The following is a 19,274-nucleotide window of genomic DNA, read 5'->3' as shown; positions in this document are numbered from 1 at the left end:
CTGTCAAAGGAAAGTCAGCTTTCAATACCGGCCATGCGCGCCAATTCCGTTTTCCGTTCACGTTCATCCAGACGGATGCATTGCGTAAATGTCTTGCCGTCCTTGACTTGCTTCGTCACCCGGAAGTGGCGGAACGCCCTGGAGGCAAGCTGTGGCCAGTGCGTTATCAAAAGCATCTGGCGGCGTTGGGCAAGAGCTTCGAGCCGTTCCGCAACCTTGTTGAGGGTGAGCCCGCCGACACCGGCATCCACTTCGTCAAAAATGAGCGTGGCTTCTTCATCGTGCTCCTGCACGGAAACGACCGCGAGCATGAATCGGGACAGTTCGCCGCCTGAGGCGATCTTATCCAGAGGCTGCGGCTGTTGGCCGGGGTTAGGGGACCACAAAAGTCTGACGCGGTCCTCCACGCATCCAGGGAATAATGCCACTTCCGACCAATCCGCGCTTACGCGGACATACTGGGAAAAGCCCAATCCCTGCAACTCGCTTTCCAGTTTTCGGGTGAACGACTCCCCAGCCTTCCGGCGTTCGGGATTCAGAAGTGCCAATACGCCCGCGAGTTGTTCTTGAAGCTGCTTTTCCCGCTTTTCCACTTGCCGGATGTCCAGCGTACAGGCGTCGAGAAACGAAAGGTTGTCCTGAATTTCTTCCCTGAGGGCAAGGATTTCCGGAAGCGTCCGATGAAGCTTGCGCTTGAGCTGCGCCAATTCGAAAAGCCGGGCTTCTATTTGTTCCGGATCGATATCAGCCTGAGGCAGGGGAGGGCGGCGCAGTTTCCGTTCCAGCTCGGTAATCGTCTGGCGAAAAGAGACCGCCGACTCAAGATACGCGGCCATATCCTCATCGTCTCCGGCCAGCAGCTCCAACGCCCGTTCCAGATGGCCGATCTGTTCAAGAAGTCCCGTTTCCTCGCCACGCAGAATCATCTGCGCCCGTTCGTAATGCCGCCGCAACTGCTCGGTCCCGCGCCACTCCGCACGCATGGCTTCAAGCTGTTCTTCTTCGCCTTCAGCAGGAGAAACTTTTTCGATCTCCGTGAGGTGCATTTCAAGGAGTTCCCGGCGATCCGCAAGCTCTCTGAAACGAGTCCGGAGCGCTTCCTTACGCTCGGCCGCTTCCTTGAGTTCTTTCAACAGAGTATTGCGTGCTGCCAAAAGATCGGGCTGGTTCATCCAGTCGTCAATCAACTTGGCCTGAAAATTCGGCTGGAGCAGTTTCTGCTGCCCATGCTGGCTCGTATGGACGAGAAGGGTGGTTCGCAGTTCCTTGATGGTTTCTTGAGAGGCCAGGGTGTCATTGATGAACAGGCGGCTACGCCCGGTTTCCGCAATCAGCTCCCTGCGGACGATGAGTTCTTCCCCGGAACGCATGAAAAGGGCCTCAACCTGAGCCCGCTCTTTTCCCGGGCGGACCATGTCCGCGCCGAGCCTCTCTCCCATCAGAAAGTTGAGCGCTTTCAGAATGAAGCTTTTCCCAGCCCCCGTTTCGCCGGTAAGAACATTCATGCCCGAGGCAAATTCCAGTTCCATATCGGATATCAGGGCGAGATCACGAATATGCAAATATTCAAGCATAATAAGGAATACTCGTAACGAAGAAAGGTCATGACTTGCGAAGCCGTACGCAGGCTTCATTGCGAACGAGGGCTACCATAGGGGGATTACTCGAATGATGCAAGCCGCGAGGGAAAGGCTGGTTTGCCGTTTACCGCTTGAGCCGAGGATCAAGCGTATCCCGCAGGCTTTCTCCCAACAGATTGTATCCTAAGACGGTAATCAGGATCGCAAGCCCCGGATACAATGACAACCACGGCGCGATTTCGAGGACGTCCTTACCTTCCATAAGCATGTTTCCCCAACTGGGATCCGGCGGCTGGACGCCTAGCCCGAGAAAGCTGAGCGAAGACTCCACTAAAATGGCCCCGGCGATGCCGAGTGTGGCGGAGACAAGAACAGGGGTGAGTGCATTGGGAAGGATATGCATGACCATGATGCGGAAAGGGCGGGTACCGGCCAACCGGGCGGCCGCGACAAAATCCCGTTCGCGCAGGGAGAGGGTTTCCGCGCGGACCAACCGGGCCACCCCCATCCATGAGGTCAGCCCGATGACCACCATAATCGTATTGAGGCTTGGTTCTAAAAACGCAATAACGGCAAGGATAAGGAAAAAAGAAGGGAAGCAGAGCATGACATCGACGCCGCGCATGATGATTTCATCGACGATGCCCCTGAAGTATCCGGCGAGTAGCCCCAAGGCAATGCCTATGGCTATGGAGATGCTCACGGAAACGAAGCCTACCCAGAGCGAGACACGTGCGCCGTAAAGCAGGCGTGAGAGCACATCCCGGCCCAAGGCATCCGTCCCCAAAGGAAACTGCGCGCTCGGCGGCACCAAGATGGATTTGAGGTGTAATGCCGTGGGATCATAGGGGGAGAGCCACGGAGCGAGCAGGGCGGCCGCAGACATGATGATGACGATGCCGAGGCCGACAAAGAGCATTCCACGCCGGGAAAGGGTGGCGCCGAGGCGCTTGCAGAGCGGGGTCAAAAGCGTCTTGTCTGCGTTCATTGGCGTTTCCCCTGAGCGCGGATTCGGGGATCGGCGAGCCCGTATCCGATATCGGCAAGCATATTGCCCGCGAGTGTAAGCACGGCGCCGAGAACCAGATTCCCCATGATCAAAGGATAGTCCCTCGCCATGACCGCGGCGTAGAAAAGCTGTCCCAAGCCGGGCAGGGCAAAGATGGTTTCAATGATGACACTGCCCCCGATAAGGCCGGGCACGGAGAGGCCGAGCAGGGTAATGACCGGGAGGAGCGCATTGCGCAGGGCATGTCGGAAAATAACCACGCGTGCGGGCAGTCCTTTGGCCTTGGCCGTAAGAATGAAGTCCTGCCGCAAGACTTCCAGCATGGATGACCGCATGAAGCGGGACATGCCTGCGACGCTTCCCACTGTGATGACGGTAATGGGCAAAACAAGGTGCCTGCCCAGATCCATCAGCTTTCCCCAGAAGGACAGCGACTCATAATCAAGGGACATCAAACCGGAAATAGGCAGCCATTGGTGTTCCAAGCCCGTATACAGCATGAGGAGCAGCGCAAGCCAGAACCCCGGCATGGCGAATCCGAGAAAGACGAGGACCGTCATTCCTTTATCGAACAGCGAGCCCTGTTTCCATGCGGAAAGGACTCCGATGGGAACGGCGATGAGCAGCGTCAACAGGAGGGAAATTACGTTGATGCCGATGGTCAGCGGAAGGCGCTCCGCTATTTTTTCTATAACGGGGCGGGCATCGCTGGACATGGAGTTTCCGAAATCGAGCTGTACGATCCGCGACAACCAGTCGAAATATTGGATGTACAGAGGACGATCGATCCCATAAAGCGCCTCAAGACGAGCCCGCGCCGCTTCCCCCGCAAGGGGGTTCAGCGTCGTCTGCATGTCCGTCGGCGTCCCCGGAGCCAGATGGATAACAAAGAAGCTGACGAGGGTGATCCCCCACAGCACCAGAAGCATCCAGATTGTTTTGCGAACGCAGCGGAGAATAAAGGAAGTTGTCTCGTTCGTGAACATGGTCGCCTCCAGCGCTTGTGGGCTATGCCTGCTGACTCATCCATGCGGACATGTCTTGAACTTCCTTATCCCAAAGGCTGGAAAGGCGGATATCCAAAAACTGCTTGTAACAAGCGTCAAAGAGCCCCAGGCAGAGTTCCATCAAATACATTTTTTCAAGGAAAGCGGCATCGGGATCATCGTCCTCTTCTCTTTCCACCTTTGGCGTCTTGAAACTGCCAAGAGAAAAATCTTCCGCCTTTATAGTGGTTTGCCAAGCCAATTCTTCCCGTTCGAAACGGACAAGGGCCCTCGTCACCTTTTTGCCCGTCCGCAGGCCAAGGCGGACCTCACGCAGTTGGGAAAGGGAACCGGACACGGAGGCCGTTTCCAGACTGTCGCCTTCGCCACCTTGGACAACGATCCTCTGTTCAAGGTTCATGGAAAAGGGCACGCCTTCTTTATCTTTAAAGCCCATAGGTTGCGTTTCACTGCGAAACCAGAGCCACGTCAGAAATTCCTGGCCGAGCACCATGTCCGTCGTCTGGCCGAGATAAGGTTCGTTCATTGTCGGCCTCTTATACAAAGCTGGTGGGTTCAAGATCATCCAAACGGGCCAAAGTTTTCTCGTCCAGCATGGAAGCTGCCAAGGCGTACGGCGTCATCGGCTCCAAGTGGAGATCAAAAGTCAATGTAAAATGGTTCATGAAAAGTTCAATGAGTTTTGTTTGTGTGGATGCCAGGTAGACGATGTTGGTATCGGTTGCCCACGCCACGTCAAATACGGCCGGAATGGGGAGAAAACGCCCCATGAGGCGCAGTTTGACCTGATCCCGAAGTTCGTTTTTCCGATCCCGGGCGATGAACTTTTTTCCTTGTTCCTTGATGCGGCCTTCTTCTTCACGGAGTGCGATCGTAACATATTTTTTCAAGACCGCAGGAGGAATCCTGCGCGTGTCCAGACGGAGCGCAAAAGCGAGGTACGCGCCTTTTTCCGGTGGAGCAGAGCGCCATTGCATATCGAGCATATCCTCAAAGCTGGTCCATCCCCATCCGCGTTCCTCGGCGATGTCGTCGATATCCTGAAAGGCGAATTGCCGGAGTTTTGCGGGAATTTCCATCCAGAGTTCTTTGGGAACCGGTTCCGTGATTTTGAACCGTGTAAAACTACAGCTAGCACTGAGAATGCCCATGAGCGTGTCCTTGAATGAGGGTAACGAAAGAATGTATTTTTACGCTAAGGACGTATATTGTGGCAAGTGTATAAATAGCGCATAATGGGAATTATGTAAACTTTTGTTTACTTCCATATCATACAATCCACACCGCGCCAATCCCTCCACCCCAAAAAACATCCCTCCTCAAAGGAACAACCCCTAACTGATGGATAACGCCTTCAATACCGCCATGACGCATAAAGCGGTCGTACAAACCATAATGTGCTCCCATCCGTTCGCAGTAATGCCCGAGCCAATATGCAGGGAAATCCAAGTTCCTTTCCGGCAGCTTGTAGTCCACAAGGAGGACGTTCCGGAAACGTTGCCGTGCAGCCCTTACCAGCTTCAAGGCCTCCCCAAAAGGCATTTGGTGCAGCAGGCACACAAAAACAGCCTGACCCCCTGCCCCTTCGTCATTCCAAAAGTCCGTGGGGGTATGGTAAGCATGGGATACGTTCAACCCGTACCGTAAACAAAAACGCTTGATGTCCCGCTGGAGCGATGGGTGGAGGAAGTCAGCCACAGAGATTCCTCACAGTCGAGAACTCATTGAGCAGATACGCTGTTACGGGCTGCAGCTCCGGTGTGGAAGGCAAACCTTTAAGGACTTCTTGAAGAAATCCAGACGCCACACATGTTTTCTTTGAAGACGTAAAGTGAAGATCTTGGATCCAAGATCCCAATAATATCCTAAAATCATTTACATAACGAAGATCGTGATAACTGGGGATACCACCGGAAAGAACAGTATCCACAATGGATTGAGACCACAGTTTTGGGGCATCCTGAACACGGAGAACGACGTCCCGCGTCGGAATGGGCCGTGAAAGATGCTGGGCCATGATGCGCATGATGTCCAGCTTATCCGCATCTCGAACAGCATGTGTAATGGTGAGGTACGGTTCCGGCAAGGCAGGGAGCGCATATCTGTTGTGCAAGGCAATGGCCGTGAGCACCCATTTATGGATATTTGGGGGTTCGCCCGTCAAAAAATGCTCTTTTTTCACGACATGGACGCCAAGATAGCCATGATTTTCAGATTCGGCATCGCTGAACGTGCGCCAACGGACATACTGGGGGAATCGTCCTGTATCATGGTAGAGTGCCGCAAGCAGGGTCGCCCTTCCCTCTTGGGAAACAAGCCCTTCCTGAGCGACGATGGCACGGGCATGAGCTAAAACTTTATAGGTGTGTTCCCGTTTGAGCCGGAGCATGTCGCCAGGGTGTTCACGCAGGTACATGGAGGCAAACGATTCGAAGAGTGCCTCGTGATTCCTGATGTCGTCCCAAGCCTGGGGTATATTGTTTTCATAGGTATGCATCATGGATTTGTTCATACCCCGAAGCAAGGCGATCGACAAGCGTCTATTATAGGTTGCCCTATTATAACCTTCCAGAAAGGTTCATTGTGCCTCCCCGCGTCTTTTGATAGGCTTATCCCCATATCTCTTCACTCTTTCTTCCACGGGATTGTTCCATGTCCGAATTTGTGCATCTGCATTGTCACACGGAGTACAGTCTTCTCGACGGCGCGATTCGTCTGAACGATTTATGCGCACGCGCCAAAGATTTCGGGATGCCTGCCGCCGCGATTACCGATCACGGCAACCTGTACGGCGCGGCTTATTTCTATACGACATGCAAGAGTTACGGCATCAAACCCGTCATCGGGTGCGAAGTCTACGTTACCAAGGATCACCGGGATAAGGATTCCGAATTCTCCCGTGTCCGGCACCATCTGATTTTACTGGCGAAGAACAACGAGGGGTACCATAACCTTGTCCGTCTTGTCTCCAAGGGCTTTCTGGACGGCTTCCATTATAAGCCCCGCGTGGATAAAGCCCTGCTCCGCCAGCACAGCGAAGGGCTCATTGCGCTTTCCGCGTGCCTTGCCGGTGAAATCCCTCGCACGTTGATGGGAGCCAACAAGCTGATCACGAACGGCGGGACATTTGACGACGCCATCCGGCAAACGCAAGAGTACATGGATATCTACGATGGGCGTTTCTATCTGGAAGTCCAAGCCAATACACTGCCTGATCAGGCGACTCTGAACAATAAGTTGTTGGAGCTTGCGGAGCATACCAAAGTTCCTTTGGTTGCGACGAACGACTGCCATTACCTGAACGCGGACGACGTTGAGGCCCATGACGTCCTGCTGTGTATTCAGACGCAGGCCAAAGTCAATGACGCAAAACGGATGCGTTTTGAAGCGCGGGATCTCTATTATAAATCCGCTGAGGAGATGGAACAGGCGTTCAAGCATATTCCCGAAGCCCTTTCCAATACGGTCCGCATAGCTGAAGAATGCCATGTGGAGATGGACTTCACGCATCACTACTTCCCCGTATACGAACTTCCGGAAGGGATGACCCTGTCGACGGAGTTCCAGCGCCTTGCGCGTGAAGGCCTCAAACAGCGCCTGGAACTGCACCCCGATCGGGACACGATTGATCCCCAAATTTATTGGGATCGTCTCGAAATGGAACTGAAGGTCATCTGCGAGATGGGTTTTCCGGGGTATTTTCTGATCGTGCAGGACTTCATCAACTGGGCGAAGGGGAACGACATCCCGGTCGGTCCCGGTCGTGGTTCCGCGGCCGGTTCGATCGTCGCGTGGGCTTTGCGTATCACAAACCTTGATCCCCTGCCCTACAATCTCATTTTCGAACGCTTCCTGAATATCGAACGCGTCAGCCTGCCCGATATCGACGTTGACTTCTGCGAAGACAAGCGTACCCGCGTGATCCAGTATGTGAGCCAAAAATACGGTATTGATTCCGTATCGCAGATCACGACGTTCGGAAAAATGAAAGCCAAAGCGGTGGTCCGCGACGTAGGGCGTGCACTGGACATGTCCTTCAAGGAAACCGACCGTATCGCCAAGCTCATCCCTGATGATCTCAAGATGACCATCAAGAAGGCGCTGGACGCGGAGCCCGAGCTGGCGACCCTCTATAAGGAAGATCAGATCATCCGCAAACTGATCGACATCTCCATGCGTCTGGAGGGGTTGTCACGTCACGCATCGACGCACGCTGCGGGTGTGGTGGTTTCCGACAAGCCGATGGATGAATACTTGCCTATCTATCGGGGGAAAAAAGGCGAACTTGTCACCCAGTTCGATATGAAAATGGTCGAGAAAGTGGGGCTCGTGAAGTTCGACTTCCTTGGTCTGCGGACCATGACCCTGATCGACAACACCCTGAAAGCCATTGAAGAACAAGGAAAGAAGGCTCCCAACCTTGACATCCTTCCTTTGACGGACCCCGATACCTACGATGTCTTTTCCCGGGGCGATACGGACGGCGTGTTTCAGGTGGAAAGCTCGGGTATGCGCCAGTACTTGCGTATGCTCTGCCCGAACTGCTTTGAAGACATCATCGCTATGCTGGCGCTGTACCGGCCCGGCCCGCTCGGTTCCGGCATGGTCGATGAATTCATCAAGCGCAAGCACGGAGAAGTGGACGTCACCTATCCGCTGCCGTCGTTGGAAGGCTGCCTGAAAGACACCTACGGGGTTATCGTCTATCAGGAACAGGTCATGCAGATCGCGCAGATTGTCGCCGGGTATACCCTCGGCGGCGCAGACCTGCTCCGGCGAGCGATGGGGAAGAAAAACGCCGAAGCCATGGCCAAAGAACGAACCCTTTTCGTGGACGGTGCCGTCAAGAATGGCACCAGTAAGGAAAAGGCGACGGAAATCTTTGACTTGATGGAAAAATTCGCGGAATACGGTTTCAACAAATCGCACTCCGCCGCGTATGCGCTCATTTCTTACCATACGGCGTATCTGAAGACCCACCACAAGGTGGAATTCATGGCCGCCCTGCTCACTTCGGAAATCGGCAATCAGGATAAGATCCTCAAGTACATTGCCGCCTGCAAGGACAATGACATTGAAGTCCGGCAGCCTGATGTCCAGGTCAGCCGCCGCGAGTTCATCGTGCGAGACGAGGCGGTGGTTTACGGTTTGGGAGGGATCAAAAACGTTGGTGATGAAGCCATCCGCGAAATCGTTGCAGCCCGTGAGAAGGACGGGCCATTCCTTTCGTTCTTGGATCTGTGTATTCGCGTCAGCCTGCGGAAAGTCACAAAACGGGTCTTGGAAAGCCTCATCAAGGGAGGAGCGCTGGATTGCTTCGGCTGTTCCCGCGCCGCTATGGTTGCGGCCATTGATCCAGTGGTCGCCCGTGCTCAAAAGAAGATCAAGGAAAAACAATCCAACCAAATATCCTTGTTGACGCTTTCCCCCAAGAAAATTGAAGAAAATCAGGCGTCGGGGATAGGCTTCTCCTGCGAGGAAGAAAGTATTTCGGAGTGGGACGAGGATCAGAAGCTCCGCTTTGAGAAGGAAGCGCTTGGCTTCTTTTTGACGAGTCATCCTTTGCAGCCCTATCGGCATGAACTGAATCGGCTGGATCTGCGCCCGTTGGAAGACTGCCGGGAAATGGCGGACAAGGCGACGATCAAGTGCGCCGTGTTGGTCACGAGTATCCGCGAAATCCTCAATAAACGTGGAAACCGCATGGCCTTCGTCGCTGTGGAAGATCTTACGGCTTCCGGTGAGGTGACGTTCTTTACGGAAGAGCTGAATGCCAGCCGAGAGCTGCTCAACTCGGAACAGCCGCTTTTACTGACCGCGACTATCGACAATAGAGAAAGCTCGTCTTATTCTCCTGATTCGGATGACGATTCGGACGATGAGGCCCCGGTCAAGGAAATCAAACTGCGGGGCGTTTCGGTACAGGCCTTGAACGACGCCTGCTCCGCAAGCGACGCGCCCATTTCATGGGAGCTGGATCCCCGCCGCCTGAACGCTGAAGGGATGGAATCGCTCAAGGTCATTCTCGAAAGGCATAAAGGAAACACTGAAATGCAGTTGGCTTTCTGCCTTGACGGCACCTTCTGCCGGGTACGGCTTGGCCCACAGTGGATGGTCACTCCCGGCCCGGCCTTCCAGCAGGATATGCATCGCTGGTGTTCAGCTAATCCTATCCAATAACATACAGAAAGAAAGGAATACCATGTCTCGACCTTTTTGGAAGCTTACGGTTCGTTCCGAATTCTGCGCCGCGCACGCCCTTCGGCACTATCAAGGAAAGTGCGAACACCTCCACGGTCATAACTACGCCGTCGAAGTCGTCGTCAAAGGGTATACCCTCTCGCAGAATACGGAACTCCTCATGGATTTTGGCGACCTTAAGGCCCTCCTCAAACAGGCCCTCGAGCCTCTTGATCATGCCTATATCAATGATGTGCCCCCGTTCGATGCCGTGAACCCCTCTTCAGAGAACTTGGCGCGCTATATCTGGAATCAGATGGCACCCTCTCTTCCCGAAACGGTGAAAATGTACAGCGTAACGGTAGCCGAAAAGGGCATCCAGTCCGCAACGTACATGGAAGAGGAATAATGATTTAACATATTAAAATGATCGAGTTGAGTTTCAGTAGTATTGTCAAAATATGCCCTGCCTATGTGGAGAACCCCCCCCCTTCTCGGTTTTATTGAGAAGGGGGGGGCTTTTTTTAGGTTCTTCATATTTTTAAAATTGTCCTCCTCACATATGTTTTAGAGCCCTTCGCCGAACATACACTATACGTATCCCGCCAACATGTTGCGTTCCTATGCTTCCCAGCGGACAAGGTGGGCAATTCCTCAGTCCCTGTCTTCCATTCAATGGAAGTTCGGAACTCAGAGGTTGTTACGCTAAAAAGTCATATAATTTAGAGAGTCACAGGAAAATCATTTTTGTATAACATCTTCTTGAGCATGGTTATGGAAACCAAAGGAGGTTTTCAATGGAAAGCAGCACGCTCAAGAAGAAAGCCAAGGATGCATTCGACAAAACCACAGATTATCTGAGCGACGCCAAGGATTCCGTCACGGAAAACGTGGGCGATTTCGTTGACGACGCCAAGGATAATCTCAGTAAGGTTAAGGGCAAGGCCAAGGAAGGTATCAATGCCGCCGGCGAAGCGGTGCAAAAAGCCTACGAAAAGGCCAAAAAGTAACGTTCCTGCCCTTATTCACGTTCGCCAGGGACACTATGTCATCGCGGGAAAGTCCGGTTTTCGCTACGAACAATAGTTTTAGAAAATAAGAAATCCCCCTTGAGCATAAACTCAAGGGGGATTTCCATCTTAAAAAATACCGTATACAGCCCTACTCCCTACTCACCATCAGTTGGAACTTATTCCTTCTGGAGCCAATCCACCAGTTCCTGCAGGAGTTCAGGGCGATCTTTTCCGAGAGGGAAGAAAGGCCCCGAAACGCCGTGGTCCATGAGCATGGCCTTGGTGGCTTCAAAATCGGCGTCGGGCAGATCCACTTTCGTGATGGCGCAAATGACCTCACGCTGCGTATAGATATTCAGAAAACCAGCGGGCAGGCGGCACAGCGGATCGTTGGCGGGGTGAACATAGATAAGCACGTCGGTATCCACAGTGGTGCTGAGCAATGCCGGATAGTACATGGGGTGACAGAAGAATTCGCCGGGGGTATCGACGCCTCCGTCCAGATCATATTGCATGGCCTGCGTTTTTTTCGCCTCATCACACGCGATACCGTGAAGGGCCGCGTATAATGTGCTTTTACCCGCGCCGACCGTGCCAAGAAGAACGTAACGTTTCATCGGGTTAACTCTTGGTCGTTTCACATGCGGCAAAGCCCAGTACGTCGTGAAGGGCTTTTACCGTATAGCGTAAGGCTTCTTCCACGCTGGCTACGGAGCCCTGAATGACCAGTGCGCCGGTGAAGCGATCCACAAATCCGATCTGGACGGAAGCGGCTTTTGTAGCGAAGTCGCCTGCGATCATAGCCGCTTCACGAGGGCTCAACGTCAAGATCCCTACCGCTTCAGCGCCGGGAACGCCCATTTTTTTGGCGAGATCCTCGTCAGGGTGGGCGATCAGATGAGCAATCGTAACCTGTTTCCCTGGTACGAGTTCCTGAATGATACGTGCTTTTTCTTCCATGAGCTCAATTCTCCTGCGCACAGTCTGGCGTGCATCAGCGAAGGACGTTGACCGCACAACCCGTGCGAATCCGATAAGGATAAGTGAACCCGCTCCATATTTCAAGGAGGAGTTGGGTGAGAGGCCTGTGGCTCGATACTCTCTTTGCTTCAAAAGCAAAGCCAGCGAGCAGGCATCTTTCAGCGATGTAATCTTATTTACCCGTTTCTTCTCGTATTTTTTGTTCGCCAAGCGCCTGCTGCTCTTCTTTTCCCATCGGGAGCCGCTCGCAGGCAATGCACCTGGCGGCAATACTCCCTAAAAGCATTCCTCCAACAATATCTATGGGGTGATGCTGCCCCAACCACACTCGGGAAAAACCCATGAGCGCGATTACTGCCGAGAGGAAAAGGGAAAAAGGACGGTTTCTGAACCAAAGTGCCAGAGGCACGGCTGCGGTGATGATAGTCGCCGTATGCCCTGAAGGGAACGAAGCATATTGATTGGTAAAGCCCAAAGGGTATGGAGGCCAGGGAAATCCCGGTCTCGGCATACCCAGCCCGTATTTCATGATCTGCATGACGAAGCACAAAAAGAAGACGCTGAACAAAACGCAACGCAGAACGAACATTGTTTCCCGCCAGTCCCGCTTGGTGAGAGCAACAAGCAGTAACACAAGATAAAACACATAGATGAGCGGATTGCCGATATGGGTAACGACGCTCATGAAGCGGGTAATGTGAATATCGGCTGTCGCTAGCGGAGAAAAGAATTGGCGGACGGGTTCTCCCCACCAGCCGAGGCAGAGGATAACGAACGCCATAATGGCACCAAGCGGTGCCAACAGGCAAAGATGCTCCCCCCATCGGTAGTCCGGGGACGGAGCAAGAAGGATTCTGATAGGGTAACTTATTGGATTCATAAAAAGATTACTAAGTCCAGTGGATGAAATAAGCAAGAGGCATTTTGTCGTCTTCCCCCTGTCAGAGAGATGCCTTGCCTCGGGATAAGAAGCTAAACGAATAGGTTGGATACATGTATTATTTCCAGCAGTCGTCCTGTTCCGGCATGTCCGGATGAGCATATGCCTCTGCCCTCATCGAAAGCGAAAGATGTTTCACCTATGTTTTCCATGACATATTGCGCAACGCTCCCGTTTTGCTATGCTCAAAGAAAAAACAGGAGAAGCGGCATGGAAAAAGTGCTTCGTATCAATGTCGGCGCTGAAAACGGCCCCGTGGCTACTATAGAGGAACTCGGCGCGTACGCGGGCCTTGGAGGGCGCGCTATGACGACGACCGTCGTATGCAACGAAGTCCCCCCGAATTGCCATCCTCTTGGTCCTGAAAACAAGCTCGTTTTTTCTCCCGGCCTGATGGCTGGTTCGGCTGCGGCGTCGTCGGGCCGCATCTCGGTCGGATGCAAAAGCCCGCTTACGGGGACCATCAAGGAATCCAACTCGGGCGGCACCGGCGGCCAGTTCATGGCCCGCCTTGGCTATGCGGCCATCATCATTGAAGGCGAAAGGAAAACAGACGACCTGTGGAAAATCGTTATCACGAAAGACGCGGTAACGTTTGAAAAATGTAATGAATACCGTATGTTTTCCAACTATCCTCTAGTTGCCGCCCTTCAGGAAAAATATGGCATGGAACCCGGATATGTGACCATCGGGACTGCCGGGGAAATGCTCATGTGCAATTCCACCATCTGCTTTACCGATCCTGAAGGCCGGGCTACCCGCCATGCCGGGCGCGGCGGCGTTGGAGCCGTCATGGGCTCCAAGGGAATCAAGGCTATCGTGCTGGACCCGGCGGGTACTCCGGTAATCCGCAAACCGAAGAACGCTGAAGCGTTCAAAGCGGCGAGCCGGGCCTTCGCACAGGGGCTTTCGTCACATCCCGTATGCGGAACGGGACTTCCCACGTACGGAACCAACGTTCTCGTCAATATCCTGAATGAAGCAGGCGGATTGCCCACAAAAAATTTCTCGGTCGGCCGTTTTGAAGGCGCGGATAAGATTTGTGCCGAGACGATGGTGGAAATCCAGAAACGTCGCGGCGGCAATCCCACTCATGGCTGTCACCGCGGCTGCATTATGAAATGTTCCGGTATTTGCGTGGATGAAAACGGCGAATTCGTGTCCAAGCAGCCTGAGTATGAAACCGTCTGGTCGCACGGTGCGCATTGCGGCGTGGATGACTTGGACAAAATCATCCTCTGTGACCGTCTTGAGGACGATTATGGGCTTGATACCATCGAGACCGGCGCGGCTCTCGGCGTGCTTATGGAAGCCGGCGCCCTCAAATGGGGGGACATCGACGGCATCATCGCCATGATTCATGAAATCGGCAAGGGTACGCCTATGGGCCGTATCCTTGGTGCGGGAACAGCCACCACGGCCCGCTGCTTTGGCATTGAGCGCGCGCCCGTCGTCAAGGGGCAGGCCATGCCCGCCTATGATCCCCGTGCGGTCAAGGGGCAGGGTGTGACGTATGCCACGACGACCATGGGAGCGGACCACACGGCGGGCTATGCCGTGGCGACCAACATCTTGGGATGCGGCGGCAAGACCGATCCTCTTTCCGCAGAGGGGCAGGCCGAAATATCCCGGAACCTGCAGATCGCTACGGCCGCTATCGATGCCACGGGCTATTGCCTCTTTACGGCATTTGCCCTGCTCGATCAGCCTGAAACCATGCAGGCTCTTGTCGATACGATCAATGCCATGTATGATCTGAACATGACCCTTGATGACGTGACGGAGCTCGGCAAGGATATCCTCAGAAAGGAGCGGGCATTCAATGCCGCTGCCGGGTTCACCAAGGCCCACGATCGGTTGCCTTTGTACTTCAGCCGTGAGTCGGTTGCCCCCCACAATGTGCGTTGGGATGTTTCGGACGAAGATCTGGATTCCGTATTCAATTTTTAATAATTATGCCCGCTAAGGCATATTCATGAATATGGGGACGAAACGCACGACGCTTCGTCCCCATTTCGCATAGGAAAGGCAATGAAAGACGCTGAACGCACGAACAGGGACACTCCCGCCGCACTCGACGCCATACCGGAACGCTATTGGAGAAACGCCCGTTTCCTTTCCCGGACGGATCAAGAGAAACTCTTGCAAGCGCATGTTGTCATCATAGGGCTTGGCGGTTTGGGCGGGACCGTTCTTGAGGAGCTCCTGCGGCTCGGCATCGGTACGATTACCGGCGTTGATATGGATGTCTTTGAACTTTCGAACTTGAACCGGCAGCTCCTCGCTACGGAAGAAAATATCGGCCTTCATAAGGCGGAAGCGGCCCGTTTACGTGCCCGGCAAATCAATTCGGGCGTCCGCTTCATCCCTGTGACGGAAAAACAGGACTTCGGATCGATGTGCGATCTGTTCCGGGATGCTGACGTTGTCGTCGATGCGCTAGGAGGGCTTGCGGACAGGCAGGCGCTCGAGAAGGCCGCCGCGGAAAAGGGTGTTCCCGTGGTCAGTGCCGGCATAGCCGGGCTGACGGGCTGGTGCAAGGCCATCTTTCCGGGAGAGACGGGGCCCGCGTCTCTTCTCGCCGGAGAAGGCGATCGCCCTACTCCCGACGAAATCCTCGGCAACCTCGCGCCCACGGTATTTCTTGCGGCGTCCTTACAGGCTGCGCTCGTGCTCCAAATCCTGACCGGAAAACCCGTCCGGCGGGAAGCCTTGTTTTTTGATCTTGAAGATGGAACCTTCACGCAGGTAGTGCTCGACCGGAGGCCATGATGAAACTCACCGTCAAGTGTTTTGCCACGCTTATGCCTCTGACCCCTCCGGGCGGCAGCTTGGAGTTTCACGGTACGGATGTCTGTGACCTGCTGCGGCAGCTCAGTATCCCGGAGTCAGAAGCCAGGATCATTTTTGTGAACGGCATCGGCGTAGAAAAGGATGCCTTGCTCCATGATGGCGATCGCGTGGGGATTTTCCCCCCCGTGGGAGGAGGGTGATTTCCGTCTTTGCACAATACGTTGAAATTGCCTGCCGTGCAAAAAGAGTGTCCGCCGTCTTTTGGTTGGCGGCAAACTCCAGTGAGAAGATCCGCCGTTTTTTGTGATAATCATTTTTTCGGATGGCCTCCTTACTTAGAAAGGAGGTGCGGGGCTCCTGCATGAGGCGTCAGCCCATACAGGAGCGGGAATCGATGCGCGAGCACCGGTTCTTCAGGGGAGAGGGGGAACCTCTCCCCTTTCTTTTTGGAGAGCATCATTGAAAGCGGTGAAACAATCTGGAGGATACGCATGGAATCAAGCATGTACTGGCTCGACCTGATCGCTGAAACGTACATCGGCATCTGCGTGTTGTGCTGCCTGTTCATTATCTCCAAACAGCGGCGGCGCCCTGCCCCTATGATGCGCGTCATGCTGCTGGTCTGGCCCATCATCACGCTGTGGGCCGGCCCCTTGGGTATCTGGGCCTATGAAACATCCAATCGGCGTATGCCTTCCCATGACGGTGACGGTGGAGCTAGGCATGACATGTCCGACATGCATATGGAAAGGCCCATGCAGCCGATGCATTCACATACCCCTCACTGGAAGAGCGTCATGACGGGAACGCTCCATTGCGGGGCGGGATGCACACTTGCCGACTTGGCAGGCCCCTTCCTCTTTCGCATGGCGCCCTTCGTTCTCTTTGGCAGTTCACTGTATGGAGAATGGGCGGTGGATTATGTGTTGGCCCTGATCATCGGCGTTTTCTTCCAATATGCCGGACTGGCCTCGATGAGCCATGACCGGGGCCTTTCCCTCTGGTTCAGGGCTTTCAAGGTTGACTTCTTGTCGCTTACGGCTTGGCAGGTGGGGATGTACGGCTGGATGGCCATAGCTGTGTTCCTTTTGGTAGGCCCCATGTCGCCCGATCAGCCCGTTTTTTGGCTCATGATGCAGATCAGCATGGTTTGCGGCTTCATCACCGCGTACCCCATGAATTGGTGGCTCATACGCATCGGTATTAAAAGCGCCATGTAAGCGCCTTCGAGGAACTGGCCCCACCCGGAATATTCGGGGTGGGGCTTTTTCTTTCTTGTGGTATGCCCGCCATGCCCCTTTCTTCAGCAACCCCCTTGAGTGTGTATCCTTTCCGGCTGCCATTGCTCCATCTCGAACGGGGCGTCGTGGATATATTACGGTACAGTCTGAATTTTTTTCTGTGTTTACAGAATGGATACAGCATGATAGCGAATGAGAAACGACACGTCATCCGAAACCTTTTGCGTTCAATGATACCCATAGAGGAGGAGCATGATGGATGTTTTTGATCTTGCTGACAACTTGCGCGCGGAATTTCAGGAGAAAGGCGTTTCCAACGAGGAATTTTTGCTAAAAATTGCCGAAACGTACGATATCAAGCGGGTCTTTGTCAGTTCAGTGGCGGACGAGCTCTTTGACAAGATCCCAGACAAACGCATTGCGGAAGTCCCTGAGGTCGGTATGGATGAAGCCAAGCATTTGTGGTTTGCGTTTGGCATTGGGAAAATCCTTTTGCGAGATCGAGGGCTGGAGCCTTCCAATTTTGATTGTATGCAGTTTTCCAACCGGCTTCTTCAGATGAAATAACCTCTCTCCACAGCCGAGAGCCGGGACACAGCCCGGCTTTTTTTGTATCCGCCGAAGTAATCATATAAAGCTCCCCTCATTTTCATTATCGCTGAGGGATATCAGTTTCGATGAGGAGTGCTGTATGCGGGTCATTATCTTGGGTGGTTCCGGCTTCATAGGTAGAGCCCTGACGCAGGCGCTCATTTCCCGTGGCGATGAGGTGGTTGTTCCGACTCGGCATGTCCCAGCCGCAACGCCCTCCACCGGCCCCGAATACCAGTTATGGGATGGGCAGGATCACTCGAGCCTGAGCCAACTCCTCAATGGAGCCGATGCCGTCATTAATTTGCTTGGTGAAAACATCGCGGCGAAACGTTGGAGTTCTGTACAAAAAGAACGCATCATCAGCTCAAGGCTCCTCGCGGGGCAGGCGCTCGTTATCGCGCTGCAAATGCCCATCGTAAAACCCAAAGTCTTGATACAGGCTTCGGCAATCGGTTATTACGGATTCTGGCCCGAAAACGCTTCGGCTCCCGACTGTACCGAAGACAGTCCCGTCGGTTCAGGTTTTTTGGCGACCACCACCATCCAATGGGAACGTTCAACACAGCAGGCGGAGCATTTGGGACTCCGCCGGTGCATCATCCGGACAGCGCCCGTGTTAGGATTGGGTGGAGGTATGCTTGCCAAGCTGCTCCCGGTGTTCCAGCTTGGGCTTGGAGGGCCGGTGGGGACAGGAAGGCAACCGTTCGCTTGGATTCATCTTGACGATGAAGTAGCTGCGATTCTTTTTTTACTCGATCATGAAGAGCTGAGCGGCCCCTTCAACCTAGTCGCCCCTGAGCACAGTACCATGAATGATTTTGTGCAATCCCTCGGAAAAGTGCTGAAAAGGCCCGTATGGCTTCCCGTCCCCTCGCCTCTTTTGCGGCTCGGTTTCGGCGATATGGCCGATGAACTGCTCCTTGCCGGACAAAAGGCCTCTCCTGTCCGTCTGCTGGAGCATGGGTTTGTCTTTCGCCACCCCACCCTCGACTCGGCTCTTTTCGCATGATGCGGCGGTATGCGGCAACGTTATCCATCTATCAATAAAATAGATTCTCTTTTCCAAAGCGAAATTCTTGCCCCATCCCGTGGTGAAGGGTTCCCTTTCAGGAGGAAATCCTATAGTAATGCGAACAGGAACTAACTCACAATAACTGCGAGGGGCAGGAGACATGATTTCAAGAAGACAAAAAATGGTAAATCTCTGGAAGCAAGTCCGGTTCATCGAAATCGTCGATCCGGGGAACCAGTTTGTGAAGAACCTGATGTTCGACGGCGTTTATTCCTCTGATTTTGCGCTGTTGAGTGAAGATATCCTTGATTGGTTCTCAGCCATCAATGAGCGGTATGCCTCTGTATATTCCGATACCGAGCATCATCGGGCTGTAAAGGCGACCATCGATCAAATGTATGCCTGATTGAAACGGTACGCATGAAACAAAGGCGATCCTTCCGGATCGCCTTTGTTTTTCAGTATATTGTGTCGGAAAATCGCTTCAAAAAAGACATTCGCCCCGCCCAAACGCTGTCCCCTCGCCCCTCCCTTTATTTACAGGAGCCATGCGGCATGGTACGAACGCAAAAGGATGGACAGAACACGTCCGGGGCCTTTTTTCCGTAAAAAAACCGCCTGTATCATCGATACAAGCGGCTTTTGGCTACATACCGCAGCCGCCACAGCCTCCGCCCCCGCAAGGGCCGCCTCCGCGCAAGGGTTTGGGAGGCATTGGCCGGACAGGGCCCACCTTGAAAGGCTTCGCCCCGTGTTTCAGGTTTGCGGCCGAAAGCAGCCGTTCGGTGTCTGCACTTCCGCAATTGGGGCAAGGCGGACAGGCTTCATCGGGGCCGACCATGTCTTCAAACTCGCAAGAGCAGGAAGAGCAATAAAAATCGTACATAGGCATAAGGGGATAACTCCATTCTGACGTCGTGCCGT

At 53.8% G+C, this 19,274-nt stretch carries 21 protein-coding genes; 10 read left to right on the top strand and 11 right to left on the bottom strand.

Translation table 11 applies throughout. The features are described 5' to 3' along the window. Positions 1-14: 14 nt before the first annotated feature. From T370_RS0104600 to T370_RS24145, 7 genes are all read right to left on the bottom strand, one after another. On the bottom strand, positions 15-1,574 hold the full coding sequence (locus T370_RS0104600) for a DNA repair protein RecN (RefSeq protein WP_029434908.1): 1,560 nt from the start codon (positions 1,572-1,574) through the stop codon (positions 15-17). Positions 1,575-1,704: 130 nt separating this feature from the next. Continuing rightward, positions 1,705-2,568 carry an ABC transporter permease gene (locus T370_RS0104595; RefSeq protein WP_005027058.1) on the bottom strand — a complete coding sequence of 288 codons (864 nt, stop codon included), beginning with the start codon at positions 2,566-2,568 and terminating at the stop codon, positions 1,705-1,707. Beyond that, positions 2,565-3,575 (bottom strand): ABC transporter permease, encoded by a 1,011-nt coding sequence (locus tag T370_RS0104590; protein WP_029434907.1) that lies wholly within the window; start codon positions 3,573-3,575, stop codon positions 2,565-2,567. Before T370_RS0104590 ends, T370_RS0104595 begins: the two co-directional genes overlap by 4 nt. Before the next feature lie 22 nt (positions 3,576-3,597). Then, positions 3,598-4,122 carry a hypothetical protein gene (locus T370_RS0104585; RefSeq protein ID WP_009378420.1) on the bottom strand — a complete coding sequence of 175 codons (525 nt, stop codon included), beginning with the start codon at positions 4,120-4,122 and terminating at the stop codon, positions 3,598-3,600. 10 nt (positions 4,123-4,132) lie between these two features. Further along, positions 4,133-4,747, bottom strand: a complete 615-nt coding sequence (locus T370_RS0104580) for a recombination-associated protein RdgC (protein WP_029434906.1) — start codon at positions 4,745-4,747, stop codon at positions 4,133-4,135. A gap of 118 nt (positions 4,748-4,865) precedes the next feature. Next, positions 4,866-5,294, bottom strand: coding sequence for a hypothetical protein (locus tag T370_RS0104575; RefSeq protein ID WP_029434905.1), 429 nt, complete (start codon positions 5,292-5,294; stop codon positions 4,866-4,868). Beyond that, a complete protein-coding gene (locus T370_RS24145; RefSeq protein ID WP_162177132.1) occupies positions 5,287-6,096 on the bottom strand; it encodes an HD domain-containing protein in 810 nt (269 codons plus the stop codon). Before T370_RS24145 ends, T370_RS0104575 begins: the two co-directional genes overlap by 8 nt. A 152-nt stretch (positions 6,097-6,248) precedes the next feature. Between T370_RS24145 and dnaE the strand changes: the two genes are divergently transcribed. The 3 genes from dnaE to T370_RS0104555 all read left to right on the top strand — a co-directional run bounded on the left by dnaE (position 6,249) and on the right by T370_RS0104555 (position 10,786). Then, positions 6,249-9,776, top strand: a complete 3,528-nt coding sequence (gene dnaE, locus T370_RS0104565; protein WP_029434903.1) for a DNA polymerase III subunit alpha — start codon at positions 6,249-6,251, stop codon at positions 9,774-9,776. Positions 9,777-9,798: 22 nt separating this feature from the next. After that, positions 9,799-10,185: a 6-carboxytetrahydropterin synthase QueD gene (gene queD / locus T370_RS0104560; RefSeq protein ID WP_005027071.1), complete on the top strand. Its 387-nt coding sequence runs from the start codon at positions 9,799-9,801 to the stop codon at positions 10,183-10,185. Positions 10,186-10,573: 388 nt separating this feature from the next. Continuing rightward, positions 10,574-10,786: a hypothetical protein gene (locus T370_RS0104555; protein ID WP_029434902.1), complete on the top strand. Its 213-nt coding sequence runs from the start codon at positions 10,574-10,576 to the stop codon at positions 10,784-10,786. A gap of 179 nt (positions 10,787-10,965) precedes the next feature. On the opposite strand, the gene T370_RS0104550 is transcribed toward T370_RS0104555, so the two are convergent. The 3 genes from T370_RS0104550 to T370_RS0104540 all read right to left on the bottom strand — a co-directional run bounded on the left by T370_RS0104550 (position 10,966) and on the right by T370_RS0104540 (position 12,551). Further along, positions 10,966-11,406, bottom strand: a complete 441-nt coding sequence (locus T370_RS0104550) for a EutP/PduV family microcompartment system protein (protein WP_016361012.1) — start codon at positions 11,404-11,406, stop codon at positions 10,966-10,968. Between the two features lie 4 nt (positions 11,407-11,410). Beyond that, positions 11,411-11,749: an ethanolamine utilization microcompartment protein EutS gene (gene eutS, locus T370_RS0104545; protein ID WP_005027076.1), complete on the bottom strand. Its 339-nt coding sequence runs from the start codon at positions 11,747-11,749 to the stop codon at positions 11,411-11,413. Positions 11,750-11,942: 193 nt separating this feature from the next. After that, a complete protein-coding gene (locus tag T370_RS0104540; protein ID WP_051643735.1) occupies positions 11,943-12,551 on the bottom strand; it encodes a phosphatase PAP2 family protein in 609 nt (202 codons plus the stop codon). Positions 12,552-12,920: 369 nt separating this feature from the next. On the opposite strand from T370_RS0104540, the gene T370_RS0104535 reads away from it, so the two are divergent. From T370_RS0104535 to T370_RS0104505, 7 genes are all read left to right on the top strand, one after another. Continuing rightward, positions 12,921-14,660, top strand: coding sequence for an aldehyde ferredoxin oxidoreductase C-terminal domain-containing protein (locus T370_RS0104535; RefSeq protein ID WP_029434900.1), 1,740 nt, complete (start codon positions 12,921-12,923; stop codon positions 14,658-14,660). A gap of 81 nt (positions 14,661-14,741) precedes the next feature. Next, positions 14,742-15,482 (top strand): HesA/MoeB/ThiF family protein, encoded by a 741-nt coding sequence (locus tag T370_RS0104530; RefSeq protein WP_005027083.1) that lies wholly within the window; start codon positions 14,742-14,744, stop codon positions 15,480-15,482. After that, positions 15,479-15,703 carry a MoaD/ThiS family protein gene (locus T370_RS0104525; protein ID WP_347289375.1) on the top strand — a complete coding sequence of 75 codons (225 nt, stop codon included), beginning with the start codon at positions 15,479-15,481 and terminating at the stop codon, positions 15,701-15,703. Before T370_RS0104530 ends, T370_RS0104525 begins: the two co-directional genes overlap by 4 nt. Before the next feature lie 291 nt (positions 15,704-15,994). Next, positions 15,995-16,723 (top strand): DUF4396 domain-containing protein, encoded by a 729-nt coding sequence (locus T370_RS0104520; protein ID WP_029434899.1) that lies wholly within the window; start codon positions 15,995-15,997, stop codon positions 16,721-16,723. 273 nt (positions 16,724-16,996) lie between these two features. Next, on the top strand, positions 16,997-17,311 hold the full coding sequence (locus T370_RS0104515) for a hypothetical protein (protein ID WP_227327609.1): 315 nt from the start codon (positions 16,997-16,999) through the stop codon (positions 17,309-17,311). 124 nt (positions 17,312-17,435) lie between these two features. Further along, positions 17,436-18,347, top strand: a complete 912-nt coding sequence (locus T370_RS0104510) for a TIGR01777 family oxidoreductase (RefSeq protein WP_029434898.1) — start codon at positions 17,436-17,438, stop codon at positions 18,345-18,347. Between the two features lie 184 nt (positions 18,348-18,531). After that, positions 18,532-18,756 carry a hypothetical protein gene (locus T370_RS0104505; RefSeq protein WP_005027090.1) on the top strand — a complete coding sequence of 75 codons (225 nt, stop codon included), beginning with the start codon at positions 18,532-18,534 and terminating at the stop codon, positions 18,754-18,756. A 240-nt stretch (positions 18,757-18,996) separates the two neighbouring features. On the opposite strand, the gene T370_RS24140 is transcribed toward T370_RS0104505, so the two are convergent. Continuing rightward, complete coding sequence (locus T370_RS24140) at positions 18,997-19,236, bottom strand: FmdB family zinc ribbon protein (protein ID WP_227327646.1); 240 nt, start codon at positions 19,234-19,236, stop codon at positions 18,997-18,999. Positions 19,237-19,274: the final 38 nt, after the last annotated feature.

Origin of the sequence: Bilophila wadsworthia ATCC 49260 (assembly GCF_000701705.1) — a bacterium.
In the GTDB taxonomy this organism is placed as follows: domain Bacteria; phylum Desulfobacterota; class Desulfovibrionia; order Desulfovibrionales; family Desulfovibrionaceae; genus Bilophila; species Bilophila wadsworthia.
This window is presented reverse-complemented; position numbering and strand designations above follow the sequence as displayed.